The 26,940-nt window shown below is 62.2% G+C and carries 29 protein-coding genes; 6 read left to right on the top strand and 23 right to left on the bottom strand.

Translation table 11 applies throughout. The features are described from left to right. Position 1: 1 nt before the first annotated feature. The gene (locus IE125_RS10755) at positions 2 to 610 is read right to left on the bottom strand and encodes an FMN-dependent NADH-azoreductase (RefSeq protein ID WP_189444653.1); all 609 of its coding nucleotides are present in this window, start codon (positions 608 to 610) and stop codon (positions 2 to 4) included. 116 nt (positions 611 to 726) lie between these two features. Further along, on the bottom strand, positions 727 to 1,536 hold the full coding sequence (locus IE125_RS10750) for an MliC family protein (RefSeq protein WP_189444652.1): 810 nt from the start codon (positions 1,534 to 1,536) through the stop codon (positions 727 to 729). Between the two features lie 419 nt (positions 1,537 to 1,955). Here IE125_RS10750 and IE125_RS10745 point away from each other — a divergent pair, with 419 nt between their 5' ends. Next, positions 1,956 to 2,882, top strand: a complete 927-nt coding sequence (locus IE125_RS10745; protein WP_189444651.1) for a LysR family transcriptional regulator — start codon at positions 1,956 to 1,958, stop codon at positions 2,880 to 2,882. On the opposite strand, the gene IE125_RS10740 is transcribed toward IE125_RS10745, so the two are convergent. The 7 genes from IE125_RS10740 to IE125_RS10710 all read right to left on the bottom strand — a co-directional run bounded on the left by IE125_RS10740 (position 2,857) and on the right by IE125_RS10710 (position 8,369). Next, positions 2,857 to 4,491: an ATP-binding protein gene (locus tag IE125_RS10740; RefSeq protein WP_189444650.1), complete on the bottom strand. Its 1,635-nt coding sequence runs from the start codon at positions 4,489 to 4,491 to the stop codon at positions 2,857 to 2,859. The genes IE125_RS10745 and IE125_RS10740 overlap by 26 nt on opposite strands. 74 nt (positions 4,492 to 4,565) lie before the next feature. Continuing rightward, a complete protein-coding gene (locus IE125_RS10735) occupies positions 4,566 to 5,285 on the bottom strand; it encodes a winged helix-turn-helix domain-containing protein (RefSeq protein ID WP_189444649.1) in 720 nt (239 codons plus the stop codon). A 319-nt stretch (positions 5,286 to 5,604) separates the two neighbouring features. After that, positions 5,605 to 6,252, bottom strand: a complete 648-nt coding sequence (locus tag IE125_RS10730; RefSeq protein ID WP_189444648.1) for a glutathione S-transferase family protein — start codon at positions 6,250 to 6,252, stop codon at positions 5,605 to 5,607. A gap of 28 nt (positions 6,253 to 6,280) precedes the next feature. Next, the gene (locus IE125_RS10725) at positions 6,281 to 6,814 is read right to left on the bottom strand and encodes a carboxypeptidase-like regulatory domain-containing protein (protein ID WP_229809052.1); all 534 of its coding nucleotides are present in this window, start codon (positions 6,812 to 6,814) and stop codon (positions 6,281 to 6,283) included. 95 nt (positions 6,815 to 6,909) lie between these two features. Continuing rightward, on the bottom strand, positions 6,910 to 7,428 hold the full coding sequence (locus IE125_RS10720; protein ID WP_229809051.1) for a retropepsin-like aspartic protease family protein: 519 nt from the start codon (positions 7,426 to 7,428) through the stop codon (positions 6,910 to 6,912). Beyond that, positions 7,425 to 7,715, bottom strand: a complete 291-nt coding sequence (locus IE125_RS10715; protein WP_189444647.1) for a DUF3253 domain-containing protein — start codon at positions 7,713 to 7,715, stop codon at positions 7,425 to 7,427. The genes IE125_RS10720 and IE125_RS10715 overlap by 4 nt, the downstream gene beginning before the upstream one ends. A gap of 30 nt (positions 7,716 to 7,745) precedes the next feature. After that, entirely contained in the window at positions 7,746 to 8,369 is a 624-nt protein-coding gene (locus IE125_RS10710) for a YbhB/YbcL family Raf kinase inhibitor-like protein (RefSeq protein WP_189444646.1), read from the bottom strand. A 213-nt stretch (positions 8,370 to 8,582) separates the two neighbouring features. On the opposite strand from IE125_RS10710, the gene aguA reads away from it, so the two are divergent. Next, a complete protein-coding gene (gene aguA, locus IE125_RS10705) occupies positions 8,583 to 9,698 on the top strand; it encodes an agmatine deiminase (protein ID WP_189444645.1) in 1,116 nt (371 codons plus the stop codon). Positions 9,699 to 9,719: 21 nt separating this feature from the next. Here aguA and IE125_RS10700 read toward each other — a convergent pair whose 3' ends face one another. The 8 genes from IE125_RS10700 to IE125_RS10665 all read right to left on the bottom strand — a co-directional run bounded on the left by IE125_RS10700 (position 9,720) and on the right by IE125_RS10665 (position 17,841). Then, on the bottom strand, positions 9,720 to 10,724 hold the full coding sequence (locus IE125_RS10700) for a TRAP transporter substrate-binding protein (RefSeq protein WP_229809050.1): 1,005 nt from the start codon (positions 10,722 to 10,724) through the stop codon (positions 9,720 to 9,722). Between the two features lie 138 nt (positions 10,725 to 10,862). Beyond that, on the bottom strand, positions 10,863 to 12,131 hold the full coding sequence (locus tag IE125_RS10695; RefSeq protein ID WP_229809049.1) for an alpha-hydroxy acid oxidase: 1,269 nt from the start codon (positions 12,129 to 12,131) through the stop codon (positions 10,863 to 10,865). Beyond that, positions 12,118 to 13,173, bottom strand: a complete 1,056-nt coding sequence (locus IE125_RS10690; RefSeq protein WP_189444644.1) for a TRAP transporter substrate-binding protein — start codon at positions 13,171 to 13,173, stop codon at positions 12,118 to 12,120. The genes IE125_RS10695 and IE125_RS10690 overlap by 14 nt, the downstream gene beginning before the upstream one ends. Positions 13,174 to 13,304: 131 nt before the next feature. Beyond that, positions 13,305 to 14,432 carry an L-talarate/galactarate dehydratase gene (locus tag IE125_RS10685; protein ID WP_308430136.1) on the bottom strand — a complete coding sequence of 376 codons (1,128 nt, stop codon included), beginning with the start codon at positions 14,430 to 14,432 and terminating at the stop codon, positions 13,305 to 13,307. 218 nt (positions 14,433 to 14,650) lie between these two features. Continuing rightward, positions 14,651 to 14,806 (bottom strand): hypothetical protein, encoded by a 156-nt coding sequence (locus tag IE125_RS10680; protein WP_189444642.1) that lies wholly within the window; start codon positions 14,804 to 14,806, stop codon positions 14,651 to 14,653. A 15-nt stretch (positions 14,807 to 14,821) separates the two neighbouring features. Next, positions 14,822 to 16,138 carry a TRAP transporter large permease gene (locus IE125_RS10675; protein WP_189444641.1) on the bottom strand — a complete coding sequence of 439 codons (1,317 nt, stop codon included), beginning with the start codon at positions 16,136 to 16,138 and terminating at the stop codon, positions 14,822 to 14,824. Next, the gene (locus IE125_RS10670) at positions 16,138 to 16,713 is read right to left on the bottom strand and encodes a TRAP transporter small permease subunit (protein WP_189444640.1); all 576 of its coding nucleotides are present in this window, start codon (positions 16,711 to 16,713) and stop codon (positions 16,138 to 16,140) included. The genes IE125_RS10675 and IE125_RS10670 overlap by 1 nt, the downstream gene beginning before the upstream one ends. A 72-nt stretch (positions 16,714 to 16,785) precedes the next feature. Next, entirely contained in the window at positions 16,786 to 17,841 is a 1,056-nt protein-coding gene (locus tag IE125_RS10665) for a TRAP transporter substrate-binding protein (RefSeq protein WP_189444639.1), read from the bottom strand. Positions 17,842 to 18,041: 200 nt separating this feature from the next. On the opposite strand from IE125_RS10665, the gene IE125_RS10660 reads away from it, so the two are divergent. After that, complete coding sequence (locus tag IE125_RS10660; RefSeq protein WP_189444638.1) at positions 18,042 to 18,269, top strand: YMGG-like glycine zipper-containing protein; 228 nt, start codon at positions 18,042 to 18,044, stop codon at positions 18,267 to 18,269. A gap of 8 nt (positions 18,270 to 18,277) precedes the next feature. Here the strand turns inward: IE125_RS10660 and IE125_RS10655 are convergent, their stop codons facing one another. Beyond that, positions 18,278 to 18,976, bottom strand: coding sequence for an extensin-like domain-containing protein (locus IE125_RS10655; RefSeq protein ID WP_189444637.1), 699 nt, complete (start codon positions 18,974 to 18,976; stop codon positions 18,278 to 18,280). 263 nt (positions 18,977 to 19,239) lie between these two features. Here IE125_RS10655 and IE125_RS10650 point away from each other — a divergent pair, with 263 nt between their 5' ends. Then, entirely contained in the window at positions 19,240 to 20,016 is a 777-nt protein-coding gene (locus IE125_RS10650; protein ID WP_189444636.1) for an EAL domain-containing protein, read from the top strand. Between the two features lie 49 nt (positions 20,017 to 20,065). Further along, a complete protein-coding gene (locus IE125_RS10645) occupies positions 20,066 to 21,421 on the top strand; it encodes a GGDEF domain-containing protein (RefSeq protein ID WP_189444635.1) in 1,356 nt (451 codons plus the stop codon). Positions 21,422 to 21,501: 80 nt separating this feature from the next. Here the strand turns inward: IE125_RS10645 and madM are convergent, their stop codons facing one another. From madM to IE125_RS10625, 4 genes are all read right to left on the bottom strand, one after another. Next, positions 21,502 to 22,266 carry a malonate transporter subunit MadM gene (madM, locus tag IE125_RS10640; RefSeq protein WP_189444634.1) on the bottom strand — a complete coding sequence of 255 codons (765 nt, stop codon included), beginning with the start codon at positions 22,264 to 22,266 and terminating at the stop codon, positions 21,502 to 21,504. A gap of 14 nt (positions 22,267 to 22,280) precedes the next feature. Next, a complete protein-coding gene (madL, locus tag IE125_RS10635) occupies positions 22,281 to 22,718 on the bottom strand; it encodes a malonate transporter subunit MadL (protein ID WP_189444633.1) in 438 nt (145 codons plus the stop codon). 105 nt (positions 22,719 to 22,823) lie between these two features. Continuing rightward, positions 22,824 to 24,377 (bottom strand): malonate--CoA ligase, encoded by a 1,554-nt coding sequence (locus tag IE125_RS10630; RefSeq protein WP_189444632.1) that lies wholly within the window; start codon positions 24,375 to 24,377, stop codon positions 22,824 to 22,826. Positions 24,378 to 24,404: 27 nt separating this feature from the next. Next, a complete protein-coding gene (locus IE125_RS10625) occupies positions 24,405 to 25,772 on the bottom strand; it encodes a malonyl-CoA decarboxylase (RefSeq protein ID WP_229809048.1) in 1,368 nt (455 codons plus the stop codon). A 189-nt stretch (positions 25,773 to 25,961) separates the two neighbouring features. On the opposite strand from IE125_RS10625, the gene IE125_RS10620 reads away from it, so the two are divergent. After that, a complete protein-coding gene (locus IE125_RS10620) occupies positions 25,962 to 26,645 on the top strand; it encodes a GntR family transcriptional regulator (protein WP_189444631.1) in 684 nt (227 codons plus the stop codon). Between the two features lie 22 nt (positions 26,646 to 26,667). Here the strand turns inward: IE125_RS10620 and IE125_RS10615 are convergent, their stop codons facing one another. Beyond that, a complete protein-coding gene (locus tag IE125_RS10615) occupies positions 26,668 to 26,826 on the bottom strand; it encodes a hypothetical protein (protein WP_189444630.1) in 159 nt (52 codons plus the stop codon). Positions 26,827 to 26,940: the final 114 nt, after the last annotated feature.

The raw sequence follows: 26,940 nt of genomic DNA, 5'->3' as shown, positions 1-26,940 counted from the left end.
CTCAGAAGTGGGACGCCACGTAGTGGCCAACTGCCTGCTCGGCTTCCTGAAGCGACTGCTGCTTGCGCGCATCGCCCATGTTGAGGCCTTCGGCATAGATCGCTTCGACATCGGCAATGCCGATCAACTTGAGCATGTGCTTGATATGCGGCGTCTGCGAATCCATCTCGGTTCCGGCGTACATGCCGCCGCGCGCCGCCAGGATCAGACCGGACTTGCCCTCGAGCAGGCCGACAGGACCCTTCTCGGTGTACTGGAAGGTCTTGCCAGCGCGCAGAATACGATCGAACCAGGCCTTGAGCTGACTCGGGATACCCAGGTTGTAAAGCGGAACCGCGAGCACGATGACGTCATTGGCGTCGATTTCCGCCAGCATCTCGTCGGAGATCGCGGCCAGCGCCTGCTGCTCCGCGCTGCGTTCGGCCGGGTCGGTCATCCAGCTCATCATCTCGGCGCTCGACAGGTGTGGCAGCGCCTCGGCCACGACGTCACGCTCGGTCAATTCGACATCGTGCCCGGCGAGCGATGCCTTGAAGGCCGCGGCCAGCGCGCTGGACTGGCCGTTTTCACCGAAGAGGGAACTGGTAACGAGGAGAATGCGCTTTGTCATGACAATGCCTCCGTGGAGCCGCCCAGCGGGCGTTGAATGTGGAGGCATTATTCATTGCGCTTTTTCAAATGAAAAACGCGAAAAATGGGATATATCGTTCGATTTCATAATCGAAATCAGCGACTCGCCTCGACCCCCTGGCCACACCCATGCCATTCACTGTTGCCGTAGCGCAGCGTCACCTTCACCGGCCACGGCTGGCCGCTCATGTCATCGAAGCAGGCCCCGGCACGTAGATCCATCTCCAAGGGACGGCGGCCGCTGTCACTGACCAGCACCATGCGCGCCTGACTGCCGTTTTTCACCGAGGCGACGCGATAGTCGAAGGTGTCTCTCGCCTGGCCGTAGTCGGAAACCAGCGTCAACGTCGTCGTCCTGCGGTCCAGCGACACGTTCCAGCCCGGTTCATTGCCGCTGGCGTAGAAAATGCTCTGTGGATGCGCTTCGCGCGTCGTGGTTTCCCGCTCGCTGCCGATCGTACAGACCAATTGCCCGTTGTCGCTCTCGACGCGCGCGTCGCGCCCCTTGCGCCAGAACGAGAGTCCGCCCAGCGCGTAGCGCTCGCCACTGCCGACCACCGCCGCCGGCAGCTCCGTTTCGCCCAGCGCCGTCCACAGCCGCAGTCGCTCCTTGTCCGGCGTGGTGGTGACCAGATCCTGCGACGGCGTACAGCGCCAGGCAGTGAAGCGTGCGCCGCCGTCGGCAAAGAAGGCGCTCGGCAGCAGCGGTGACTGGACCGCATCGGCAGCGACCGACATCGACGAGGCCGCATCGACGCCCTCGCCATCCTCGACGGAGTGCGGCCCGGTCGCGCAGCCCCCGACCGCCGCCATGCCGAGCACGAGGAGTCCACGGTGGCAAACGCGACTGACGGCGGCAGAGACGGCATGGGCAGCGAAGGCGTTAAGGCGAGCGGCTTGAGGCATATGAGAACTTCCCGAGCTGGCGACAGGGTCAAGGCAACAGGGTCAAAGGATGAACCCGTGAAAGCGCCGTGAGGTCGGTTCGCGGCGCGGCACAAAGCCTAACACGTCACGTCATCCCCGTTGACCGCCGGCTCACCACACCGTTCGGGACGACCGGATGGCGCGGGGTCGAGCCAGCCGCCGACGGTGAGTGAATCAGGCTCGGCATTGCGCTTCGCCCGCTGCCTGGGTAGGGCCTTCCGGCGTTAACAGGTAGAATGCGCAGATGACGTCGTGAGGTTCGCTTGGCGCGTGTCTCGTATCGTCCGGCGCCAGTCTGTCTATTGCCTTACTATCGCCTCATTATCGTCTCACTCTGTGCGGCTTCAGCCTGAACCCGACACACTTGTCCCATCTCCCACGTGAGCTAAATTCACAGCATGCTCGAACTCCGCCACCTTCGTACCCTGATTGCCCTGCGTGACACCGGCTCGCTGGTCGAGGCGGCGGAACGCGTTCATCTCACGCAGTCGGCGCTTTCGCACCAGATCAAGGATCTGGAGTCGCGACTTGGCATGCCCCTGTTCACCCGCAAGACGAAACCGGTCAGTTTCACTCGCGCCGGCGAGCGCCTGTTGATGCTCGCCGAACAGGTGCTGCCTCAGCTTCGATTGGCCGAGCGCGACCTGGCCAGGCTTGCCGGCCACGAACACGGTCGTCTGAATATGGCGATCGAATGCCATAGCTGCTTTCAATGGCTGATGCCGACGATCGATCATTTCCGCGATCACTGGCCGGAGATCGAGATCGATATCCCCAGCGGGCAGAATTTCGACCTGCTCCCGGGACTGACGCGCGAAGCGCTGGATCTGGTCATTACCGACAACCCGGAGCCGCTGCCCGGCGTGCACTACGAGCCGCTGTTTCGTTACGAGGGACTCCTGGCCGTCGCCAACCAGCACGCGCTGGCCGGCCGGCCCTGGGTCGAGCCGGCCGATCTGAGCGCGGAGACGTTGATCGTCTATCCGGTCGATCAGTCCCGACTCGATGTCTTCACCCAGTTTCTCGATCCTGTCGGCATTCGCCCGCAGGAGATTCGCAGTGCCGAACTCACGGTCATGATGATGCAGCTGGTCGCCAGCGGTCGCGGCGTCTGCGCGCTGCCCAACTGGGCGCTGACCGAGTATCTGGACCGAGACTACGTCAAGGCACTGCCGCTCGGCAGAGAGGGGGTGTGGAGCACGCTCTACGCCGCGATCCGGGAGGACAATCGTGCACTGCCGTGGATGGAGGATTTCGTGCGCACCGCTCGGGATACCTCCTTCGCGGTGCTCAGCGGCATCAAGCCGGCTCTTCCTCGAAGTTGAGCGGGTGAATCGCCTCGCGTCCCTGGATCGGCAGTAGCAGACTGAATCGGGCGCCGCCGAGGGTCTCGCTGCGGTCGACGACGACGTTACCGCCGTGCCACGCCATGATCTTCTGCACGATCGAGAGCCCCAGGCCGTAACCGCCGGAGCGCCGCGTTCGGCTATCATCCAGCCGGGCAAACGGCTTGAAGATGGCGATGCGATCGGCTTCCGGAACGCCAGGACCGTCGTCCTCGACATCGATTCGCACCGCGCGAGGCTCCTGATGCACGGTGACCGTAACGCGCTGCTCGGCATGACGGCAGGCGTTGGCGACCAGGTTCTGGACGGCCCGCTGCAGATAGCGAGGTTCGGCCTCGACCTCGAGTTCGGCACCGTCGGTCACGCTGAGCTCCAGATGCGGATGTAGCGGGCTCAAGGTCTCGACCACCCGCCAGGCGACGGCACGACACTCCAGACTCTCGGTTTTCAGGCTCACGCCCTGGGCATTTTCGCTGTCGAGTTTGGCGTAGGTGAGAATCTCGTCGATCAGACGATCGAGCTCGGCGATATCCTCGTCGATGCCCTCCAGCTGCCGACGCGCGATATCCTCCTTGCTCAAATCCTCGAGCATCTGCACGGCAAACCGGATTCGCGCGACCGGCGTGCGCAGTTCGTGAGAGACCGCACGAATCATCTCCTGCTGGCTACGCAACAGCGACTGCACCTGCGCAGCCATGCCGTTGAGCGCCATGCCCAGACGCCCGAGAAAGTCGCTGCTGTCGACGCGCACCCGCGAGTTGAGGTGCCCCGCCGCAATTCGGGTGGCTGCCCGCTCCAGCCGGCCGACACGCCCTTCGACGCTCCACACGATCAGATAGATCGCCCCGGCCAGCGTGATCAACACCATGATCAGCAGCGCCAGGGCCAGCGACAGCGGCATCGCCTCGAAGCTGGGTAGCGGACCGATTCGCAGCCAGCGGTCCGGACCGACGCGAGCGTGGATGTAGAGCGAGCTGAGGCCGGTGTCGAGACGCACCACGACTTCGCCGGCGTCGAGGCGCGTCGCCTGGATCGGGTCGACATCCGTCGGCGGCGTGGTGTAAAGCCCGACGGGGATATCGAACTGATGCTCTATGCGATCGAGACGCTTGGTCTGCACCTGCTCGGACTCGCCGCTCAGCCAGGTTCGCATCACCTCCGTGATACCGCGCAGCTGCATCTCGTTGAGACTGTTGATGCGGGCCGCCAGCACCCAGTCCGAGTGGGGCAGCTGATAGAGCGAGCGCCAGCCATCCTCCGTCGACTCGATCACCGGCCGCTCGCCGCGCAGCCGCGCACGCTCGAAGTAGTTGAGCGATAGATCGTCGAGTTCGAAGAGGCCCAGCGGCATCCCGAGTGTCGAGGCCATCGAGGCCAGCCAGTCGTTGCGGTTTTCCAGCGGCTGCCGCGAGACGAGGTCAGCCAGCAGCGCCAGCGGGCCGCTGACCAGGTTCTCGCGATAGTGCTCCTGGCGCACCTTGTCGACCATCAAAAAGCCGAACAGCGCCAGACCGAAAGTGATGATTAGCGCCGCCAGCAGCGACGCGTAGAAGCGCAGAAAAGTGCTGTCGGTCAAAGAACGGCGCATGGGGATCTCGCGCGGGGAGTGCGTTTCGGAAATGGCTTTCGCGAATGGCGGGGGCGGCCGTCGACCGCCCCGGCTCAGCTATCCCTCACGAACAGGTAACCTTTGCTGCGCACGGTCTTGATACGGTGAGGATGATTGGGATCATCGCCGATCTTCGGCCGGATTCGCGAGACGCGCACGTCGATGGACCGATCCTGGCCGTCATACTTGATCCCGCGCAGCTGCGAGAAAATCTCTTCGCGGGTCAACACGCGGCCGGCGTTGTCCGCCAGCAGCCACAGCAGGTCGAACTCGGCGCTGGTGAGGTCGATCCGCTCCTCTTCCAGCCACGCCTCGCGCGTCGCGCTGTCGATGACCAGATTATCGAACGTCAGCCGCGTGGCGCCGCTCGATGACACCAGACTATCGGCCCGACGCATCAGCGCGCGCATTCGCGCCAGCAACACTCGCGGCTGTACCGGTTTGGGCACGTAGTCGTCGGCGCCCATTTCCAGACCCAGAACCTGATCCATGTCGTCGGTACGAGCGGTCAGCATCAGAATGGGGCCGGCGTAATGCGGTCGGGCACGGCGGCAGATCGACAGGCCGTCCTCGCCGGGCAGCATCAGGTCGAGAATCACCATATCCGGCTGCTCTTCGACGATCCGCTCCACCCCATGGGCGCCATCGTGCTCGAGCCCGACCTGAAAACCGTTGGCTTCCAGATACTCTCGCGTCAAATGGGCAAGACGCTCGTCGTCTTCGATGATCAGTACGCGATCTTGATGTGCAGTGCTGTCCAAGCTGTCTTCCATCCCTATGAGTTGGCCTCGAAACCCTGCATACCACCGATTCATTTATTATGAGGCATCGTCTTTCGCGTGACCGGCCGAACAACCCCGCCCAACCAGCCGTTTCACGAAACCCTCAAGAAACGATACCTGACGCTACGCTAGACTGCTAAACGTAGCGGATAGACCCGCATCATACCCGAATTGTTCCCTTTGTAATCCTGTAACAGGATCACGAAGCGCATTGTCGGACGAAATGGCGGGATAATTCGCCGGTTAGCGACCCAATTTCCCATCCAGCACCATTCTCTTCTAGAACTATCTCGTACTCGACGGGGATGGTTCAGTACGCCAATCGGCCGTATAACTCTTCGAAAGGACGCATGACGTTGCACCGGTAGGCCGGACGATCCATGAGCCGCTCATACCATGCTTCGACATTGGGTAACGACGGCCGAGGGATATCGAGTTCGAAATAACGATACAGCGTGGTACCGGCAGGAATATCCGCCAAACCCAGCGCTTCACCACTGAGGTAAGGGGCTTTTGAAAGTTGAGCATCGAGTATCGAGTAGAGTCGGGCACATTTTTCCAAAGCTCGTGTGATCGCTTCGGCGTCATGCCGTTCGACCGGAGTGCGATAGAAACCCCAGAACACCCCAGTAAAGAATGCCGGTTCCAGACTCGTCGACGCCCAGGCCATCCAACGGTCGATATGGGATTGCGCGGCGGCCGATCGCGGCGAGAACGCCCTGCTGGCGTAAGCCGACGAAAGATAACGGAGAATCGCATCGGTTTCCCACACAACGAGATCGCCGTCCTCGAGCACAGGTATTCGGCCGTTGGGATTCATGGACAGAAAGGATTCGGCGTCCAGCCCACCGGTTTCACCCCCGGCCAGCCGGTGCCGATAATCAATGTTCAGCTCGTCAGCCAGCCATAGAACCTTCTGGACGTTATAGGAATTGCGGCGGCCCCAAATAGTCAGCATTAGCCTCTACTCCCTATCCCTATCCCCATCACCGGCTCAGATCGACGTCACGCGTCTGTCCATCGCCGAGCTCGACCTGACGAATGATGATCGGGCTACGCGACTTGCCGCCCGGCATCAGCACGCTGCCGGCGACATAGAAAACGCCCGACGGAATACCGCGAACGACGAAGTAGCCGCTGTCGTCGGTGGTGGCGTAGTGGGTGTATTCACGAGCCCGCGGGTCGGCAGGTTCGATCTTGCGTCCGGAGAGCGCGACATCGGCGGCTTCGGCCGCATAGCGCGTTGCCGGCGCGACGGAGACGGTCTCATCGGCGCCGATCAGCGTCTGACCGGCATCGGTGGTATAGGTCAGTCGCCCCTGAACGGCAGAGGTGCCGTGCTTGTCGAGCCGGGCGTACTCCTCGGCGGGAAACGCTATCTGGCGCTTGACCACGTTTTCGTCGCTGGGCGAGCTATCGAATATCTCCGGCATCGAAAAGGAGCCGGTCGACAGGCTCCCGCAGCCCGCAAGCCCCATCATCACTGCCGCCATCGCCCCCTGGCGCATCCTGGCCATCATCGATATTCCTCCCTGGCTTTATTCGCACCGAGCGCCCCGAATGCGCCCGCCAGCGCGAAGCATAACCGACAATTCCGCATCTACCGCGCAAATCGTCAGCGCGTAGCAGGTGCAACGACCATCTCGTCGCCGCGAATGCGAATGTCGTAGCGCCCCAGAAAGCTCATCCCCAGCAGCACGGTGTCGTCGTCGAATCCGTCGTGAATCGACCCGGGCACATGCCGGGACCGCAAGCCACCCAGCGTCACGCTATCGAGCGTCGTCAGATGGCCGCTGACACGCCCATTGGCAGTGGTAAAGGTCACCTCGGGGCCGGGCTCTAGCTTCAAGGCATCGGCCAGATTTCGCGACAGAGAGACGTAGGTTGCGCCGGTATCGACGAGAAACGTCACGGCGTGACCGTCGATGTCGCCAGGGGCCACGAAGTGGCCATAGGCGTTGCGCTTCAGCTGGACCGGCTGGTGGTCGACGGTGAGGCTGGCAAGATCGGCGTTAGGGTTCTGTCGGTGCTGCTCGAGATCGCGGAACCAGAACATCGCCAGCGCCAGGAGCACGATCCAGCACAGCACCAGCATGCCGATGCCTGCACGCCGCCCTGCCTTTCGCTCGCTCACCGGGTCTGCCCGCTGTTCTCACCGCCCGGCGGCAACCCCAGTCGTATCGCGCCCCGCCAAGTCTCGTCGACATCCAGCGTCTGGCCGCGCTGTGTCGCCGCCAACCGGCCTTCATCGACCAGCTCACGGGCCGCCTGGCGAATCTGCGGCATCAGCGCTCGCCAATCGTCGGGCGGGCCGAGGCGCCTGGCGAGCTCGGAGGGACAGAACGTCTTGCCATGCCCTCGCTCGCTGGCCAGCGCCAGCATCTCCCGGTGCAGTCGCTGTGCCGAGAACGTCGCTTCCATCCTGGACTGTCCAAAACGCGGCGATACGCGTCAGCGTACCTTCGGGTTGAGTGTGTAGGTCCCGGTGACGCTCGCCTCCGCGAGGACGTGGCCAGCCATCGCCTCGCGCACCTGCTCGCCAGTGAATTCGCCCGCGAGCCCCAGGGTAGGAATATCCAACGCATGAAGACTGAAGGTATAGCGATGGACGATCTCGTCGTTCCACGGCGGGCAGGGACCGTCGTAGCCGCCGTAAACCCCGGCCATGTCGGGATCGCCGGCGAGAAATCCGGTATAGCCGTTGATACCGGCGATGCCCTTAGCAGTCTGCCCGTGCGGCTTGCCTTTGGGCACGACGCCATCGGCCATCTCGCCCTCTTCGATCAGCGCAACATCGGCGGGAATGTCGACCAGCACCCAGTGATAGAAGTCGACTCGCGGCAGGTCGGCGGGCAGCGTCTTGCCCTCCTGGTTGACGTCATCGGCTACGCCCGGCACGTCCGGGTCGGTGACCAGCACCACGAAACTCTGCGTACCTGTCGGCGCATCCAGCCAGCGCAGCTCCGGATTGCGATTATCACTCAACCGCATGTGCTGATCGGGGTCGGGAACGGCAAACGCGAACTGGGCCGGAATCGGTCGGTTGTCCTCGATACCCTTGACGGTAAAACGCATGACGCTCTCCTCCTTATGAACGTGCCGAGTGGTGAACGTGACGATGTCTGACAGACGTTTCGATGTCGAGGACTCGCTGCGCAAGCGAAGGTCCGGTGCTACAGTCGCCGTCAGAACGTATCGTCGATCGATGTAAAGAAAATCGATGTACGAAAAATCGATGTATCGAAAACCTATTTACCGAAAACCTTAGTTTCCCTGCGGGCATTTGTCATGAGCGACGTCTTTGTGCCGAACTCCTCTTCTCTTTCCACCACGCCGGCGCAACTGGGCTATCGTATGCCCGCGGAATTCGCCGTGCACGACGCCTGCTGGATGCTGTGGCCGCAGCGGCCCGACAACTGGCGGCTAGGCGCCAAGCCGGCACAGCGCGCATTCGTCGAGGTCGCGACGGCGATATCCGAGAGCGAAACCGTCTTCGTCGGCGTCAACGACGAACAGTACGAGAACGCCAGGCACCATCTCCCGACGCAGGTGCGCGTGGTCGAGCTCTCCAGCAATGATGCCTGGATGCGCGACGTCGGCCCCACCTTCGTCATCCATCCGGAAAGACGACTCGCGGTGGTCGACTGGGACTTCAATGCCTGGGGCGGCCTCAAGGGCGGACTCTACTTTCCGTGGGACAAGGATCGCCGCATCCGCCGCAAGATCGCCGAAATGCTCGGCGTGCCGTGCTTTTCGGCGCCGCTGGTGCTCGAGGGCGGCGCGATTCACGTCGACGGCGAAGGGACGCTGATCACGACCGAGGAGTGCCTGCTCAACCCGAATCGCAACCCGGAGCTGACGCGCGATACTCAGGAGCGGCTGTTGGCCGACTATCTGGGGATCGAGAAGGTGATCTGGCTGCCGAGCGGCTGCTACCAGGACGAGACCGATGGCCACGTCGATAACCTCTGCTGCTTCGTCGCGCCGGGTGAAGTGGCGCTGACCTGGAGCGATGATCCCGACGATCCGCAGCGGGCGATCTCTCAGCAAGCGCTGGACATCCTGGAATCGAGTACCGACGCCCGGGGCCGCCGGCTCAAGGTGCACAAGCTGCCGCAGCCGGGTCCGCTCTATCTGCAGGAGGAGGAAGCGGGCGGCGTCGACCGGCTGTCGAGCTCGCGGCCGCGCCGCGGCGGCGACCGCATGGCCGCCTCTTACGTCAATTTCTACATCGGCAACCGCGCGGTGGTCATGCCGCTGCTCGACCCCGCCCACGATGACGAGGCTCGCGCCAAGCTGGCCGAGCTGTTTCCCGGCAGACGCATCATCGGCGTCCCCGCGCGCGAGATTCTACTCGGCGGCGGCAATATTCACTGCATCACCCAACAGCAGCCGAGGCCCTGAACGTTCACGGATGCCAGACACTCAAGGCGTCGCATCAGCCCCTTTCGAGCTGGATGGCATCAGGCCGATCTGGCGCATGTACGCCAGATGCGCATCCAGCGCTTCGGTGGCCAGCTCGCTGCGTTCAGCGTACTCGCGCCAGGCGGTCTCGGCGATCTCGCGGAACCTGTCGCGCTCGGCCTGCGGCCAGTCGATCACCGTGATATCGCCCTTGGCCTTGTCGCGAGCCGCCAGCTTCTCATCCTGCTGGTGGACCACCTTGGCCAGATCCTCGAAGGCGGCGTAAAACCACTGATGCAGCGCCTGTCGATCCTCTTCGCTCAGGCTCTTCCAGACATCCTGATTGAGCGTGAACTGCTGGGCTCCCATGCTGTGGATGCCCGGATAGATCGGATACTTGGCGATATCGTTGAGGCCCGCAGCGTCGTTATTGACGTAGGCGCTGGCATCGGCGGCGTCGACGACGCCCTGCTGCAGCGCGGTGAACACTTCCGAGTAAGGCAAATTTACCGGCGTGGCGCCCGCCTGCTGAAATACGGCCGCTTCCAGCCCTTCGGGTGTCCTGATCTTCACTCCGTCGAGATCATCGACACCGCGAATCGGCACGGCCGCCACCAGCGACTCCTTCTTGTAGGGGCCGCAACCGATCACATGAATGCGGTCAGGCAACTGCTGGTCGATCGTCTTCTGCAGCGCCTGTTCGCCCCCGCCGTCGCGACAGAAGCCCAAAAACTGCTCCGGCGTGTCGTAGCCGGCGACCAGATCGCCGAGGATCGCGAAGGCCGGATCGCGTCCCGTGAAGAAGAACGGCGAGGTGAGCTCACCATCCAGCAGACCCATCGCCGTGGCATCGAGCGTCTCCTTGTAGGGCACGACACTACCGATCGGCATGATGTTAAGCGCCACGTCACCGCCGGTCATCGACTCGACCTTCGGGACCCAGTTCTCCTTGAGATACTGGAAAGCGTAATCCCCGGCGTTGAACGAAGACTGGATGCTGAGCGTCTGCTGCGCTTGTGACGGCACTGGAGACGAGGGCAGCGGCGACGACTGCGGTGTGGAACTGGCTTGTCATGAGCTGGCGGATCATGAGTGCTCCCCTTCTCGTCGATATCGTTATGGTGATTCCTGCTGGGACATCCATCGTTCACCGGGGCCAAGCGTTCAACGAACCCGGTAGAGGCGCTCGGCGGTCATCTCCTCGAGAGCATTGATCCCGAGCATGCCCATGTTGCGGCGCACCTCCGTCGCGAGAATACCGATGGCATGATCGACGCCCGCCTCCCCCGCCGTGGTCGCCGCATAATTGAACGGGCGGCCGACGAAGACGAATTTCGCGCCCAGGGCGATCGCCTTCAACACATCCGAGCCGCGTCGGAATCCGCTGTCGATCATCACGTCGATGGTGACTGCCGCGGCGATCCCCGGAAGCACCCGCAGCGGCGAGACATCGCCGTCGAGCTGGCGCCCGCCATGGTTGGAGACAACGATACCGTCGATGCCCATCGCCTCTGCGCGCGTGGCGTCCTCCACCGCGAGAATCCCTTTCAACACCAGCTTGCCCTTCCACTGCTCGCGGATACGGGCGATGTCGTCCCAGTCGAGGTGCTCGCGCCCGGAGAAGTCGCGCTCGACGTTTTTCGCGACCAGCGCGACACCCCGCTCGGCATTGACGTTTTCGAAGTGCGGCATGCCATGACGCCGAATGGTGCGCATGAGCGTGCACAACGCCCATTCGGGATGGGTCGCGCCCTGCCATATCAACTTGAGATCGGGCCGAATCGGCGTCTTGTAGCCGGAGCGGACGTTATTCTCGCGGCTCGGCACCACCGCCGAATCGACGGTGATGACCAGCGTCTCGATCCCGGCCTTCGCGACTCGGTCGACCAGCGCGCGAATGCCCTCCGCATCCGGCGGCATGTAGGCCTGGAACCAGACATCCGGGTTGACCGCGGCAATCGACTCCATCGCGATCAATCCGGAGGCGCTGATGACCATCGGAATGCCGGCACGCCGCGCGGCGCTGGCGAGGCGAATATCGCCGCGATAGGCCGTCAGGGCGCTCACGCCCATCGGCGCGATACCGAACGGCTGGGCATACTCCCGGCCCATCAGCGTCGTGCCTGTCGTGCGCTGGCTGACGTTGATCAGCGAGCGATGAACGAAGGCGTAGTCGCGAAACGCGCTAAGGTTGTCATCGTGGGAGGCATTGGTCTCGGCCGCGCCGGCCACGTAGCCGTAGATCGAACGGGGCAGCAGGCGCCGCGCATGGCGTTCGAAGTCTTCCAGGCAGAGAACGTCTTTCAGTCGCCGCGCGAACCGCCAGCGCTCCCAGGCGGTGATCGCCAGGCTGACGCCCTCGGCGGACGATGACGAAGCGCCCTCGCTACGGGCTGCCATCGCACCGCCCGAGAGGCGGTCACGAGTCGCCATCGCTCTCCCCTTCGTCCATCAAGCCAATCCGCTTCATGTAATCCAGATGCGCCTGCAGTGCCGCCTGCGCTTCGGGCGTCGAATCGGCGTAGCGCATCCAGGCACCGCGGGCGATCTGACGGAACCGGTCGCGCTCCGACTGCGGCCAGTCGACCACGGTAATCTTGCCGCCCTGACGATCTCGCGCCACAAGCTCCTCGTCCTTGGCATGCACGACCTTGGCGAGATCGTTCATCGCGGCGTAGAACCACTCATGGAGCGCCTGGCGGTCCGCCTCATCGAGCGACTCCCAGGTCTGCTGATTGAGCGTGAACTGCTGGCTCGACATGCTGTGGATGCCCGGATAGATCGGATAGTGGGCAATCTCGTTGAGCCCGGCGGCATCGTTATCCGAGTAGGCACTGTTGTCGGCCGCATCCACTACGCCTTGCTGGAGTGCTGTGAATACTTCCGACAGCGGGATATTGACCGGCGTGGCGCCGGCGCGCTTGAACACATCGGCGACGAGGCCTTCCGGCGAGCGGATCTTGATGCCCTGGAGATCGTCGACGCCGCGAATCGGCACCGCGGCCACCAGCGATTCCCGCTTGTAGGGGCCACAGCCGACGACATGCACCTGATCCGGCACGACGGAGTCGATGGCGGCCTGCAACGCCTGCTCGCCACCGCCTTCGCGGCAGAAATCGAGAAACTGCTGGGGCGTGTCGTAGCCTGCCGGCAGGTCACCCAGAATCGCGAACGCCGGATTGCGACCAGTGAAATACGCCGTTGCCGTCAGCTCTCCGTCGAGCAGCCCCATGCCGACCGCATCCAGGGTCTCCTTGTAAGGCACGACACTGCCGCTCGGTAGCATCTGCAGCGTGACGTCGCCATCGGTCATCTCCTCGAGCTTGGGTACCCATGTCTTCTCGAGGTACTGATAGGCATAGCTGCCCGCGGTCCAGGAGACCTGGATACGAAAGGTCTGCTCGGCGCTGGCCGCAACCGACCAGCCGGCAGCCACCATCGCAGCGGCGAGCGTCAAGATCTTGAACTGGCGCATAGGTCATTCCCCGTTATCGATTTATCGTGATGAGCCCGTTATCGATTTGTCATGATGAGCCCGTTATCGATTTGTCATGGAGAAAGGCAGAGGCGAGCGGCCGGGCGTGCGCTACCGCTCACCGGGCAAGATCAGGCGCTGCCGTAGCGGTCGCTGGCCACGGTCCAGTGGCGAGTCTGCTCACTGATACTGAGCCCCAGCCCCGGGCGCGTCGGCACCTGCATGCAGCCATCGCGAATCTCGATGCGCTCCTCGAACAGCGGCTCCAGCCATTCGAAGTGCTCGACCCAGCAGTCACCGGGATAGGCCGCGGCGAGCGGCAGGTGGATCTCCATCACAAAGTGCGGTGCCAGCTTCAAGCCGGCTTTCGCGGCCTCGCCAGCGAGACTCATGAACGGGGTGATACCGCCGATACGCGGGGCATCCGGCTGCAGAAAACCGACCGAGCGATGATCGATCAGCTGCTGCAGCGATTCCTGGCTGGAGAGCATCTCGCCAGTAGCGATCGGAGTGTCCAGGTTGGCGTTGAGCCAGGCATGACCTTCATAGTCGTGCGCGCTGACAGGCTCCTCGATCCAGGTCAGCGAGAGATCGTCCACCGCGCGGCCGAAGCGCATGGCGGTCTCCCGATCCCACTGCTGGTTGGCATCGATCATGATCGGCACCTCGTCGCCGAGATGTTTGCGCAGTGCCGTCACGCGGCGGATATCCTCGGCCACGTCAGGCTGTCCGACCTTCATCTTGACGCCGCGAATGCCATTGGCGCGAGAGCGGTCGGCGTTGGCGCACACCTCCTCGATGGAGGTACCGAAATAGCCACCGGACGTGTTGTAGGTAGGCACCGCATCCCGATACGGACCGAGCAGCTTGGCAAGCGACAGACCGGCGCGCTTGGCCTTCATGTCCCACAGCGCGGTGTCGAAGGCGCCTATCGCCTGCACGGCAACGCCACAGCGCCCGACAGAAGCCCCCTGCCACGCCATCTTTTCCCACAGCCGGGGAATGTCGTTGGGGTCTTCGCCGATCAAGAACGGGGCCAGATCCTGCGCGTGAGCGTACTGCGCCTTACCGCCGGCACGCAGCACGTAGCCGAAGCCCATGCCCTGGTGCCCATCCTGCGAAGTGATCTCGACGAACAGCAGCGAGACCTCGGTCATCGGCTTCTGAACGCCGGTCATGACCTTGGCGTCGCTGATCGGTTTGGGCAATGGCAGCAAGACATGGGAAAGCGCTATCTGGGTGATCTTATCCTGGGACATGACTCCTCCTGAACGGAACGCAACGGGTGACTGGACGACCGCTAAGTTGTCATACATCGTATGTAAAGCCATAGTAGACCTTGGATTCACGACCAAAGTCGCAAGTCGCACGATCAGGCGCTTCCGGCCTCGCCTACCCCGAAACGCGAAGCGCCCGCCGGTGATCGGCGGGCGCTGACGCAAAACGCGAATATCGACCTGCGAACGAGGTTCGCGCGCTACTGGAACATCCACCAGATGATCGCGAGCGTTCCGATCAGCCCGACGATCTCCGGCCAGACCCCGAAATCGAACTGATTGACCTCTTCGGGCGACTCGGTCAAAACGATGTCATCGTCCTGGCCGTCGCGGATCAGCTTGTCATCGAGTTTCATGGCGTTCTCCCGGCGTTAGTTGAACAGCAGATTGGGCAGCCACAGCGCCAGCTGCGGGAAAAACAGCACCAGCAGCATGCCGATGATCTGCAGCCCGATGAACGGCAGGACCGCGCGGAAGATATGCTGCAGCTCCACGCCTTCCGGTGCCACGCTCTTGAGGAAGAAGCAGGCAGGTCCGAACGGCGGCGACAGGTAGTAGATCTGGATGTTCATGGCGAAGAGCACACCGAACCAGATCGGATCGAAACCGAGACCGACCACGACCGGCGCAAAGATCGGCACCGTGATGAAGATGATCGCGATCCACTCGAGGAAGGTCCCCAGAATCATCACGATCCCCATCATCACGGCGATCACGGCCAGCGGCGGTAGATCGAGTCCTTCCAGCACCCCGCGCAGGAAACTGATGCCGCCGATCAGGTTGTAGATACCCACCAGACTCACCGCGCCAAGCACCAGCCAGATGATCGAACCGACCGTCAGCACCGTCTGGCGCATTGCGTCGCGGATCATGCGGTAGGAGAACTGCTTGAGAATGATCGCGATGATCATCGCCCCGACGGCGCCCATCGCTGCCGCTTCGGTCACCGTGGTGATGCCCGAGTAGATCATGCCGAGAACCGCACCGATCAGAATGAACGGTAGCACCGCACCTTTCAGATACTTGAGGCGCTGACGCAGCGGCAGCGCGGCTTCCGGCGCATCGTTGATCGGCGCCAGCGAGGGGTTAAGCCGGCAGCGGATCAGAATATAACCGACGAAAATCGCGGCCAGGATCAGGCCGGGGATGACCCCGCCCGCGAACAGCTTGGTGATCGAGACCTGCGCGGCAAGACCGTAGACGATCATGACCACCGAAGGCGGGATCAGCGTGGCCAGCGCCCCGGCGGCACAGATGATGCCGATCGACAGATTGCGATCGTAGCCCAGACGCAGCATCTGCGGCAGCGCGATCAGGCCGAGCATGACGATCTCGCCCCCCATGATGCCGCTCATTGCCGCGAGAATGACCGCGACAACGCAGGTCTGCACCGCTACCGAGCCGCGAGCGCGGCCGCCGAGAATCGACATGCTGTCGAACAGCGCGCGGGCAATGCCGGAGCGCTCGAGCACATTGGCCATGAAGACGAAGAAAGGCACCGCCACCAGCTCGTACTTCTCGAGCACGTGATAGACGTTGGAGGCGACCAGGAACAGGCCCTTGGGACCGAAATAGATCAGTGACGTGGCGACGGAGACCGTCAACGTCGTGACGCCCAGCGGAATGCCGAACGCCATCAGTCCCAGCAGTGCCAGGACGATCAGCAGCGTGACGACTTCGATACCCATCAGACGTCCCTCTCCCGGTTGGCGTGGTTGGCGTTATCGGCAAACTGGTGGTCGCTGCCGGCACTGACGGCAGCGCCAGTCGACGGACCTTCGAACCAGTGAATGATGTTCGACAGCAGCTGCAGGATGTAGAGAATCGCGCCGACGACCAGCATCGGCTTGAGGTACGCAGGCAGCGGCGGATTGAACGAACTGCCGCTGCGCTCGGGGCCGTGCATCGACATCAGGGCCGGCTCCCAGGCCGCCCAGACCAGCGCAGCCAGCGCGAACACCGCGACGACCATCGCCACCAGTTCCATCTTTCGCCACACCGAGGCCGGCACGACCAGTTCGATCATGGTGATGGCGATATGCCGACGACGTTGCGTCACGTAGCCGCTGGCCAGCACCCAGCTGGTGGCACAGACCGCCATGACGGTCTCGAAGGTCCATTGCGTCGGCGCATTGAAGACGTAGCGCATCACCACTTCGAATGCCGAAAGCAGGATGCAGACGAAGAACAGCACGGCGCACCCATAGCCGATGAAGGCGCTGAGGCGATCCATGCCGGCGGCAAGTCGACTGAGTAGTCGCATGTCAGGCTCCAGTGACAATCGGGCCGCGACGAGAACGCCGCGACCACAGGATCGGAATGACCGGGTGGCGAATTACTGTGAGGCGCTGTCGCCGTCACCCTTCATCAGGCCGATCTTCTTCATGTAATCGAGGTTGGCCTGCAGTGCGGCTTGGGCTTCCGGGCTCTTCTTGGCGTAATCGCTCCATGCCTGGCGAGCGATCTCGCGGAACTTGTCGCGCTCGGCCTGCGGCCAATCGATCACCGTGATGTCACCCTTGGCCTTGTCTCGCGCCACCAGCTTCTCGTCCTGCTCGTGGACCGCCTTGGCCAGATCCTCGAAGGCCGCATAAAACCACTCGTGCAGCGCCTGCTGGTCCTCGTCGCTGAGCGACTCCCACAGATCCTGGTTCAGCGTGAACTGTTGGCTTGCCATGCTGTGAATGCCCGGATAGATCGGATACTTGGCAATGTCGTTGAGACCTGAAGCGTCGTTATTGACGTAGGCACTGGCATCGGCCGCTTCGACCACACCCTGCTGGAGTGCCGTGAACACCTCGGAAAACGGCAGATTGACCGGGGTCGCGCCGGCACGCTGGAAGACGTCGGCTGCCAGCCCCTCCGGCGAGCGGATCTTGATGCCCTTGAGGTCGGCAACGCTGCGAATCGGTACCGCCGCCACCAGCGCTTCGCGCTTGTAGGGACCGCAACCGACGACGTGAATCTGCCCGTCGGCAATCGTGTCCAGCGCCGTCTGCAGCGCGGCTTCCCCACCGCCCTCGCGGCAGAAATCGAGCAGTTGCTGCGGCGAGTCGTAGCCGGCCGTCAGATCGCCCAGAATCGCGAACGCCGGGTTACGGCCGGTGAAGTAGGAAGGCGCGGTGAGATCGCCATCGAGCAGGCCCATCGCGACGGCGTCCGGGGTTTCCTTGTAGGGAACGACCGCCCCCGTCGCCATGATGTTGATGCTCAGATCGCCATCGGTCATCTCCTCGAGCTTGGGCGCCCAGTGCTCCTGAAGATACTGATAGGCATAGTCACCCGAGTTGAACGAAGACTGGACCCTCAGTTCCTGAGCAGCCTGGGCCGAGTTCAACGAGACGGCGGAAAGGGTCAGAAGACCCAGGGCGGACAGTATTTTGTGTTGCATGATGTTCCCTCGCGAATCCATGACATGAAATCGAAGTGCCGATCTCACCTCCGACTCGCGAACGTTGTCATACATCATATCTGTGCAACATTAGACGTTAGGCTGGCTTGTTTTTCTTGGACTTACGTCAAAAACATCCAAACTGGCACTCTGCCCATGCTCTCCTAGACTGTTACTGAATCACTCAAGGAGAACCAAAAATGCTACGGAACATTACATTTCTGTTCGCTGCGACCTGTCTGCTGAGCGCCTGCGGCACCACGACCGGCGAGCGCGCTGCCAGCGGTGCCGGTGTCGGCGCAGCCGTCGGCGCGGGCGCCGCGGCCGTCACCGGCGGAGACGTCGGCACAGGCGCGGTCGTAGGGGGTGGCGTGGGTGCCGCCACGGGTGCGGCAACGGATGAGGGCGATATCGATCTCGACGACTGAGCGTTCGCTCAGCGGCAGATCCCGAAGCCGCGCATGCCGAGATGAAAGTGGTTGGCGTGCGCGGCGTTGTAATCGGGGCCGAGCGTGGTGCCGAAGTACCGGCAGGCGCCCTGCTCGGCATCGCGCAGGAACTGCCCTTTCCGGCCACCGTCGTCCCAGTCGTTCAGCACGCTGATACGCTGCCCGTCGGCGAGTTCGAATGCGGCGACGTCGAGCGCGGACGCGGTCGCGTGATCGCTGCGCCGGGCGTTTTTCCGATGATAGATATTGCGGCAGGCGAAAGAGCCATAATGCTGAACGCCGGAGACGTTCTGATCGAAGGTGCGCTGCGCCAGTGGCTGTAGCTCGTGCCGCTCGAACATGATCCACGCCAGCGCCAGCGGGCAACTGGCCAAGAAACTGGCATTGAATCGGACCTCTGAATGGCGAACTCTCACCACGTTCTCCAACGGGCAGCCGGCGACCGGGGTGTCATCTTCCAGTGGCGTGTAGGCAAGCGTGGGCGCGCTATCCAGCGCCACCAGACACCCCTGCCGATCCTCGGCCAGCCACTTTAGCTTGAGCCGCGTCACCGGCGTCACGGGGTCGCTCACGACGAGCGGCGCCAGCGGATTCCACTGCCGTGGTATCTGCCAGACGCCCTTGTCGAAGGCGACGCCAGTGGCGATCAGCGCCAAGCATAGCAGTGTGGTCAATCGGATTTTCATGAGCGAGCTCGCCCGTCGTTGCCAGGCTTTCCATTATCGGAATCACACTGAATACGCGATAACGCGCCTCTTAGACGCGTGGTCCTTCTTCACCAGATGTCGTCAATCGGAGACGCAAATAGCCGGAGGTTCACACTTTTCTACCGAATGAATGCTATTCGATCATAGTCAACTGCTCTAAGCTTATTTAACTTCCTGGACAAGCAAGGAGCGCGTGTCCGGAAAGTCGACTCATCCAACCGCAGTCGGTCAAGGAGGACACGATGCCGGGATGTGCCCGATATGAAGGTCGGTGCGTGCGCTGCGAGTCGCCACTCGCCTTCGACTTCACCATGGCTTTTCAACCGCTGGTCGACGTCTCCCTGGGAAAGGTTTACGGGTTCGAGGCGCTGGTCAGAGGGCCGAAAGGCGAATCCGCTGAATCGGTGCTGAATCAGGTCGACGACAAATCGCTATATCGGTTCGACCAGGCTTGCCGCGTTCGCGCGATCGAGATGGCCGAGCATCTCGGCATCGAGGGGATGCTGTCGATAAACTTCTTACCCAACGCCGTATACGAGCCGGAGGCCTGCATTCAGGCAACGCTCGCCACGGCAGAGCGTGTCGGTTGGCCAGTAGACAGGCTCTGCTTCGAAATCATCGAGACCGAAAGCGTCAGGGACAGGCGTCATCTGCAAAACATCGTCGATACCTATCGGGCCATGGGCCTCAAAACGGCCGTCGATGATTTCGGTACAGGCCACGCCAATCTCGATCTGCTGATCGACATACTGCCGGATGTATTGAAACTCGACCGCCAGCTGATCAGTCATATCGATGAGTCGTCGCGACAGCAGATCATCGTGGATCAGCTCATCGTGCTGGCAGCGCAGCTCGATATCACGCTGATAGCAGAAGGTGTCGAGAGGCTTGAGGAAGCACGCTGGCTCTACCGGCGAGGCATCACCCGACAGCAGGGTTACTGGTTCGCCAGGCCCGCCACCGGGGCGCTTCCCCGTTGCTCGGATACCAGCCTCGCGCTGGTTCGCGGTGTGCACTGAATACACCAGTGCTGTCTGCTCGCAACCGTCACTTACGGTAATCAGGCTTATGATCGAATCTGGACAGACCGGTTCGCGTCACGCCGGTCAAGACCCCAGTCTCGCGGGACTGGATACACTGGACATTGCCGCGCTGATTTACCGAATCGACGCTGGCGTTCCCCTGTTGATCGCCAGCAACGACTCGGCGATGAGCCAGTTGAATCTCGGCAAGCGGTTTCCCATGGCCGATCCCTGGCAGTGGCTAGATGCCCAGCTCCAACCAGCCAGCGGCGTGGATCACCCCGCGCTGCAGACCGGCCCTGCAGCCGAGGACCGCCAATGGCGCTGCTATCATATTCGTCAGCATCGGCAGCCACTGAGAGCCCTGCAGCTAAAGGTCACGCCACTCGACGGTGGCCATGCCAGTGAAAAGCGGGTTCTCGTAGCGATCAGCGACATTACCGACGTCGATAGCGTCTCTACCCAGTTGCCGCAATCGTTTTCGCAGCTGAGGCGCCTGATCGGCACCCTGCCGATGGGCGCCTGCATCATTGATGTGGAAGGCTATCTGCGGCTGGCCAATCCCGCTTTCTGCGCATTTTTCGGGTATACGGAAAGCGAACTGCTGAACGCGCATTTTCGTAAGATTCTGCCCTCTGCACAGTACGAAGAAGCCACACTGCGCCATCAGGCGAGCTTCTCGCGCGGCAACGCGCAACGGCGGGCGGTAGACGTCAAATTACGCGACGGGAAACTACGAACCGTCATCGTGGAAGACATGATCTGCCACAAAGATGATGGGCAACCGCTGCGAGTCGTCTTTTTGGTCGACATCACCGAACGGCGAAATTTCGAGCGACGCCTAGAGGAGAAGAATCGACGGCTCGAGTACCTGGCCACCCGAGACGAACTGACTGGCCTACATAATCGCCGCTTCGGTCTCGAGCTACTTGAGCAGTCCGTCGAACGCAGCCAACGTTACGGCGAGCGTGTTTCCGTGGCGATGCTCGATATCGATCACTTCAAGACAATCAATGACACCTACGGCCATGCAGTCGGAGACACCGTTCTGCAGGAGTTCAGTCAACATCTGGATCAGGCCCTGCGCACCAGCGACACACTGATTCGCTGGGGAGGGGAAGAGTTTTTGCTGATCCTGCCGGGCATCGACCGATTCGCAGCCCAACGCACCATCGACAGGCTGCTGCATGCACTGCGCCAACAGCGCCTCTCGACAGCCTCGCTCAGCGTCAGCTTTTCCGCTGGCGTCGGCGAGCACCGTCAGGAAAGCACCGATCAGTTACTGGAAGCCGTCGACAGCGCGCTATATCAAGCCAAGTCGGCCGGCCGAAACTGTGTGGCGATTGCTCCGCTTTACGCCGGCGCTCGTGAAGATGAGAGCCGGCCGTGCTCCTCGACCTAGATGGCAAAAAACTTGGCATCGATCCATCGAGTGACGTCTCGAGAGCTACGCCCTACCGAAAAGCGTCACGCTCGGTGCCTTCACCCCATTACTCCTCTGACGATCAGAAAGAGGACGGTCGGCGCCAGCAGAATACCCAGCCCAGTGTAAAACGTCGCCGTCATGGCACCGTAAGGCACTAACCTTGCATCGGTCGCCGCAAGTCCCGCCGCCACGCCACTGGTGGTGCCGATCATGCCTCCGAAAATCATGGCCGAGCGCGGATTGTCCAGTCCGATCAGCCGTGCGGTCATCGGTGTGGCGATCATGGTCAGAATCGATTTCACTAAGCCGGCCGCGATCGATAGCGCGATCACCTCGGAACTCGCCCCCAGCGTTGCACCGGTCACCGGGCCGACGATGTAAGTCACGGCGCCCGCGGCGATCGTCGTGATATCCACCGGATCGGTGTAGCCGAACCCGACCGCCACGACCGCGCCGGCGACAAAGGACACCAGCACCCCGAGAAAAAGGGCAATGACGCCGCGCAGACCCGCTTTCTTCACCTCCTGAAACCTGACGCCGTAAGCCGTAGCGATGATCGCCAGGTCGCGGAGCATGCCACCGCCCATCAGCCCCAACCCGGAGAACAGCGTGACGTCTGCCAATCCATCCTCTCCGCCCGTCTGAATCCCGCCGACATACGCGAGAATCAGACCGATGATGATGGCGATGGCGGAGCCGTGAAGCCGGCCGGCGGTAAGATGACGGCTGAGCCAGTAGGCGATGTACATCGTCAATCCGATGACAGCGAACGCCGCAATCAGATGATATTTGTCCACCAGCGAAACAATCGAATCGTTCATGTCGTTCGCGCCTCTCAATGACCGATACGGGTGGGGCCGGCGGGGACATCCGACTTACCGAGACCCTGTTCCGGCACGGCATCAAGCGGCCGGGCATCCTCGGTGCGTTTTCCCGTCAAAACGGGCACCAGCACCAGCCCGAGCGCAACCGCCAGCACGCCGGCAAGGATTGCCACCATGCCGCCACTGAAGGCCGCCGCCACGTTCTGACTCGCGGCCATCGCCACTACGATCGGGATATACATCGCGTTCCAGAAATTGATTCCGCTCTCGGTCGTTTCCGGCAGCTTGCCGCGATCCTTGAGATAGCCTGTCACGAAGATCAACAGCAGCATGGCGATGCCCACGCCACCCAGATTGGCGTCGATGCCAAGTAGCTGTCCGAGCACGTCACCGATTATCAAACCGACCAGCATGCAGCCGGCCAGCAGTGCTACACCGTAGATCACCATGGTTGTCACCTCTCGTGGGTGTTCTTGTTTCGTGCACATCGTTAAGGTCTGGCGTGGTGCCACGTTACCCACGTGGCGAGGGATTCCATTCGGTTGGCACAAGCGTTACTTGCCTACTGCCTCGGTACGCCGATGGTCGGCATTCTGGTAGGTACCTGCGTAGCGACTGCGCAACTCGTTCTTCTGCACCTTGCCCATCACGTTACGCGGCAGACTATCGATGAAGAACACGCGCTTGGGCTGCTTGTAGCGAGCCACCTTGTCGGCGAGCGTCGAGAGTACCTGCGACTCTTCCAATACCTGTCCGGATTTGAGTACCACGCAGGCCGTCACGCCTTCACCGAGATCCGGGTGAGCAACGCCGATCACGGCCGATTCGAGCACCTGGGGCAGTTCGTCGATCCACTGTTCGATTTCCTTGGGATAAACGTTGTACCCGCCGGAGATGACCAGATCCTTGTCGCGCCCGACGATCGAGAGATAGCCGTCGTCATCGATGACGCCGAGATCGCCGGTAATGAAGAAGCCATCCTCGCGAAATTCGGCAGCGGTCTTCTCCGGCATGCGCCAATATCCCTTGAAGACGTTGGGCCCGCGGACTTCGACCGCTCCCGTTTCGCCTGGCGGCAATATCTCGCCGCTCTCACGTTCGGTGATGCGCACTTCGCTGCCCGGTAGCGCGAATCCCACGGTGCCGGGACGACGCTCGCCATCATAGGGATTGGAAGTGTTCATGTTGGTTTCGGTCATGCCGTAGCGCTCGAGAATCGCGTGCCCGGTGCGCGCGTGAAACTCCTGATGGGTCTCGGCAAGCAGGGGCGCCGATCCCGAGACGAAAAGACGCATGTTCGCCACCGCGCTCCGGTCGAGGCGTGGGCTTGCCAGCAGGCGCGTATAAAATGTCGGAACGCCCATCAGCACTGTTGCCATAGGCATCAGATCGATCAGCAGCTCCGGATCCAGACGTGGCAGAAACGTCATCGAGGCGCCGACGGTGAGCACGATATTGCAGGCGACAAACAAGCCATGCGTATGAAAGATCGGCAGCGCGTGCAGCAGGTGATCGTCAGCGCTGAAACGCCAACTTCGTGCCAGCGCCTGACTGTTGGCGGCAAGATTGGCATGCGTCAACATCGCTCCCTTGGAGCGGCCGGTGGTGCCGGAGGTATAGAGAATCGCCGCCAGATCGTCGGCTTGAAGAACGGCAACGCTGTCGTCCTCGGCGGCATCGGCGACCCGCTGCATCAGGCTACCCTCGCCTTCCGCGCCGAGGGTCTCCAGCGCGGCGACACGACGCTGGCCCGCGAGCTCCCGCGCTGCCGTCTCGTCCGCCGGCCGACACACATAGAGTGTGGGCTCCGCGTCGCCAAGAAAGTAATCGACCTCCGCGCCGGTATAGGCCGTATTGAGCGGCAGATAAACCGCGCCTACCTGCAGGCACGCGAGATAAAGCATGATCACCTGCGGGCTCTTGTCGACCTGCACCACCACCCGATCGCCGGGCGCGACACCGGTATCACGCAGCACGTTGGCCATGCGTCGGGAGATCGCCAAGACATCGCGATAGCGGAAACGCTCATCGTTCGGCGTGTCGATCAGCACCTTGTCGGGTTGGCGTTCGAAATTGTCGGCAAACTGTAGATAGAGATTCTGGTTCATCGGACTTCTCCTGCGGAAACGGGTCGCTCAGGCATCGGCCTGCGAGGGACGTTGCCTTTTCGCCTTGCCCTGCTTGGCGTCGCGCCGAATATCGCTGGTACAGACGACGGTGCCCTCGCGACTGAATGCCTCGTGGTTCTGCTCGATGCGCTCGAGTTCGTAGAGGTAATTGACCATCAACCCATGCGACTGCTGCTGCCCCTTGGGAGAACTGTCCCCAGGCCAGTTGAGCCGGTGCAGGCTGGCACCATTGCCGAGATGAAAGCGAGCCACCGGGTCGAGCGGCATGCCGCTGCCACGTTTGGCTTCGACGAGGTAGTGGGCAGCCAGCGCGCGTATCTCCGCGGCGACGCGATCACGCTGGCGGCCATCGTCGGATGGTTGACCGCCCTCCAGCATCGAGACGAGTTCCTCGGAAGTCTGCACGGCGTCGTCACGGCGCTGCTCCGCTAGCCAGGCGGCAAAGCCGGGCACCGGTGACAGCGTGACGAAGTGCTCGAGGTTGGGCAGTTCGCGCTTGAGTTCCTGCACGACCTGCTTGATCAGGAAATTGCCGAAGGAGATGCCCTTGAGCCCAGCCTGGCAGTTGCTGATGCTGTAAAACGCTGCGGTATCAGCTTCCGCCGGGTCCACCGACTCTTCACCCGCAAGGATGGTTTGAATGTTGTCGGGGATACCCCGGCAGAGGGCCACCTCGACGAAAATCAGTGGCTCGTCACCGGTAGCCGGGTGGAAAAAGGCATAGCAGCGACGATCCTCGGGGTCCAGGCGCCGGCGCAGATCTGACCAGTCGCCGATGGCATGCACGGCCTCGTAGTGAATGATTTTCTCGAGCACCGCCGCCGGCGTATTCCAGTCGATGCTCTCGAGGACCAGAAAGCCACGGTTGAACCAGGAAGCGAACAGATGCGCGAAATCGGCATCCAGCGGTGCAAGCGCCGGGTTCGCCTTGAGCGCGCGAAGCAGATCTGCGCGCATCCTGACCAGCTCGTAGGTACCACCGGGACAGAGATTCAGCCGCCGGAGTAGATGCTGACGACGTGGCTCGCACACGGAGAACAACTGCTGGAGGCTTTCGTTATCCTCGCTGTCTCGGTAACGCGCGTAGGCTTCGTGAATCTGCCCCGGGTCGGCGGAATAGTGCTCCGCCAGCAAATTGAAGAAAGCCAGTTTTCCGGTCTCGTCCAGGGAGGCGTAGCGCTCCAGCGCCTCCTGAGCGATTAGAATACGGGAAGCCTCCCCGCTAGGCTGCATCAAGGTCTCGCAGACCGAGGTCAGCCTCGCCAGACTGCTGGGGGCCAGCGCCTTGTCGCCATGATCGCCGTGACTCTGACCTCGGGTACGACGACCGATGCTCGACAAAAGCTCCTGCAGGAAATTCATGTTGACGTTCATGCCGGCCCTCTCGGGTCGAGGTGAGAAATGCCCTCCTTCGAGGGAGCATCGTCCAGATCTGGAGCCAGCGTCCCAACCCTAAACGCCGGCAGTGGTTAACATACATGTCACGGATCTGTTATATACAACATTCAGCTCCCGCCCCATGTGAGTCAACATGGGAAAAGGTCTAATGAAAGAAGGTCGAATATGGCCAGGATTCCCCAAGCACAGCGTCTGCGAGACCTACTGGAAGACGCCATCGTCGAGGGGCGCTATGCCCCCGGTGACCGGCTCGATCCGATCGCGCTGGAGCGCGAATATGATTGTTCACGCACCCCGATCCGCGAAGCGCTTCAGCAACTTGCGGCCTCGGGCATGGTTCGCGTCCAGCCCAAGAGAGGCACGTTCGTTGCCCAGCTCGGCGTTACCGAGCTGGTCGAACGCTTCGAAGTGATGGCGGAACTGGAGGGAATGTGCGCGCGACTCGCGGCACGGCGAATGACCGCCGATGAGTTCGAAGCGCTAGAGCAAGCCAACGGCGCCTGTCGGCGCTGTCTGGAGCATGGCGATATCGATGGTTACTACTACGAGAATGGGACCTTTCACCATCTGATCTATCAGGCCAGCCACAACGCCTTTCTAACTCAGGAAGCCTCGCGCCTCCACGCCATTCTCAAACCCTACCGACGCCTGCAGCTCCACGCGCGACATCGCATGGCAAGCAGCTTCGACGAGCACCAGGCGATTCTGAAGGCGCTGGAACACGGTGACGCCGCGGGGGCCGAGGCAGCCATTCAGTCTCACGTGCAGATTCAGGGTGAGCGTTTCAACGACCTCGTTGCCTCGATGCGGCGCCTGCACAGCATGGGCAGCGCGCAGCGATCGCGTTAGCCCATGGCAGGTTGGGAGTGCACTAGAACAGCAAGGTGACCAGCAGCGCCAGGCCACCGACGACCATCGCGGTCGTCACGAAAATCGTGACCAGCCGATTGAGCCAGCGGTCGAGCCCGGTCTCGGCGGGAGTCACGGCGCGGCGGGTAGCGCCCTGAGCCGGGCGGCGGTGGGATTTCATTGGCGGCAATATCCAATCGACAATCACTGGCGGTGCGGCCTTGGCCGACCGCTGCGGTCCTGTCCGTGTTAACGGCAACCTGGCTCTTAAATTAAGCCGGGCGCGGCACTTTTG

It is taken from the genome of Salinicola rhizosphaerae, assembly GCF_014652715.1.
GTDB classification, from domain to species: domain Bacteria; phylum Pseudomonadota; class Gammaproteobacteria; order Pseudomonadales; family Halomonadaceae; genus Salinicola; species Salinicola rhizosphaerae.
Note: the sequence above shows the minus strand (reverse complement) of the source record. Positions and strands in the feature narration are given on the sequence as shown.

Bases quoted from the DNA above. Each gene is read 5' to 3' on its own strand.
- madM (WP_189444634.1), bottom strand. From the start codon at position 22,266: ATGAACGATTCGATTGTTTCGCTGGTGGACAAATATCATCTGATTGCG.
- IE125_RS10690 (WP_189444644.1), bottom strand. From the start codon at position 13,173: ATGCGCCAGTTCAAGATCTTGACGCTCGCCGCTGCGATGGTGGCTGCC.
- IE125_RS10670 (WP_189444640.1), bottom strand. From the start codon at position 16,713: ATGCGACTACTCAGTCGACTTGCCGCCGGCATGGATCGCCTCAGCGCC.
- IE125_RS10645 (WP_189444635.1), top strand. From the start codon at position 20,066: ATGATCGAATCTGGACAGACCGGTTCGCGTCACGCCGGTCAAGACCCC.
- IE125_RS10615 (WP_189444630.1), bottom strand. From the start codon at position 26,826: ATGAAATCCCACCGCCGCCCGGCTCAGGGCGCTACCCGCCGCGCCGTG.
- aguA (WP_189444645.1), top strand. From the start codon at position 8,583: ATGAGCGACGTCTTTGTGCCGAACTCCTCTTCTCTTTCCACCACGCCG.
- IE125_RS10685 (WP_308430136.1), bottom strand. From the start codon at position 14,432: ATGTCCCAGGATAAGATCACCCAGATAGCGCTTTCCCATGTCTTGCTG.
- IE125_RS10710 (WP_189444646.1), bottom strand. From the start codon at position 8,369: ATGCGTTTTACCGTCAAGGGTATCGAGGACAACCGACCGATTCCGGCC.
- IE125_RS10630 (WP_189444632.1), bottom strand. From the start codon at position 24,377: ATGAACCAGAATCTCTATCTACAGTTTGCCGACAATTTCGAACGCCAA.
- IE125_RS10730 (WP_189444648.1), bottom strand. From the start codon at position 6,252: ATGCTGACTATTTGGGGCCGCCGCAATTCCTATAACGTCCAGAAGGTT.
- madL (WP_189444633.1), bottom strand. From the start codon at position 22,718: ATGGTGATCTACGGTGTAGCACTGCTGGCCGGCTGCATGCTGGTCGGT.
- IE125_RS10665 (WP_189444639.1), bottom strand. From the start codon at position 17,841: ATGCAACACAAAATACTGTCCGCCCTGGGTCTTCTGACCCTTTCCGCC.
- IE125_RS10735 (WP_189444649.1), bottom strand. From the start codon at position 5,285: ATGGAAGACAGCTTGGACAGCACTGCACATCAAGATCGCGTACTGATC.
- IE125_RS10740 (WP_189444650.1), bottom strand. From the start codon at position 4,491: ATGCGCCGTTCTTTGACCGACAGCACTTTTCTGCGCTTCTACGCGTCG.
- IE125_RS10660 (WP_189444638.1), top strand. From the start codon at position 18,042: ATGCTACGGAACATTACATTTCTGTTCGCTGCGACCTGTCTGCTGAGC.
- IE125_RS10650 (WP_189444636.1), top strand. From the start codon at position 19,240: ATGCCGGGATGTGCCCGATATGAAGGTCGGTGCGTGCGCTGCGAGTCG.
- IE125_RS10625 (WP_229809048.1), bottom strand. From the start codon at position 25,772: ATGAACGTCAACATGAATTTCCTGCAGGAGCTTTTGTCGAGCATCGGT.
- IE125_RS10725 (WP_229809052.1), bottom strand. From the start codon at position 6,814: ATGATGGCCAGGATGCGCCAGGGGGCGATGGCGGCAGTGATGATGGGG.
- IE125_RS10675 (WP_189444641.1), bottom strand. From the start codon at position 16,138: ATGGGTATCGAAGTCGTCACGCTGCTGATCGTCCTGGCACTGCTGGGA.
- IE125_RS10745 (WP_189444651.1), top strand. From the start codon at position 1,956: ATGCTCGAACTCCGCCACCTTCGTACCCTGATTGCCCTGCGTGACACC.
- IE125_RS10750 (WP_189444652.1), bottom strand. From the start codon at position 1,536: ATGCCTCAAGCCGCTCGCCTTAACGCCTTCGCTGCCCATGCCGTCTCT.
- IE125_RS10695 (WP_229809049.1), bottom strand. From the start codon at position 12,131: ATGGCGACTCGTGACCGCCTCTCGGGCGGTGCGATGGCAGCCCGTAGC.
- IE125_RS10755 (WP_189444653.1), bottom strand. From the start codon at position 610: ATGACAAAGCGCATTCTCCTCGTTACCAGTTCCCTCTTCGGTGAAAAC.
- IE125_RS10655 (WP_189444637.1), bottom strand. From the start codon at position 18,976: ATGAAAATCCGATTGACCACACTGCTATGCTTGGCGCTGATCGCCACT.
- IE125_RS10715 (WP_189444647.1), bottom strand. From the start codon at position 7,715: ATGGAAGCGACGTTCTCGGCACAGCGACTGCACCGGGAGATGCTGGCG.
- IE125_RS10620 (WP_189444631.1), top strand. From the start codon at position 25,962: ATGGCCAGGATTCCCCAAGCACAGCGTCTGCGAGACCTACTGGAAGAC.
- IE125_RS10680 (WP_189444642.1), bottom strand. From the start codon at position 14,806: ATGAAACTCGATGACAAGCTGATCCGCGACGGCCAGGACGATGACATC.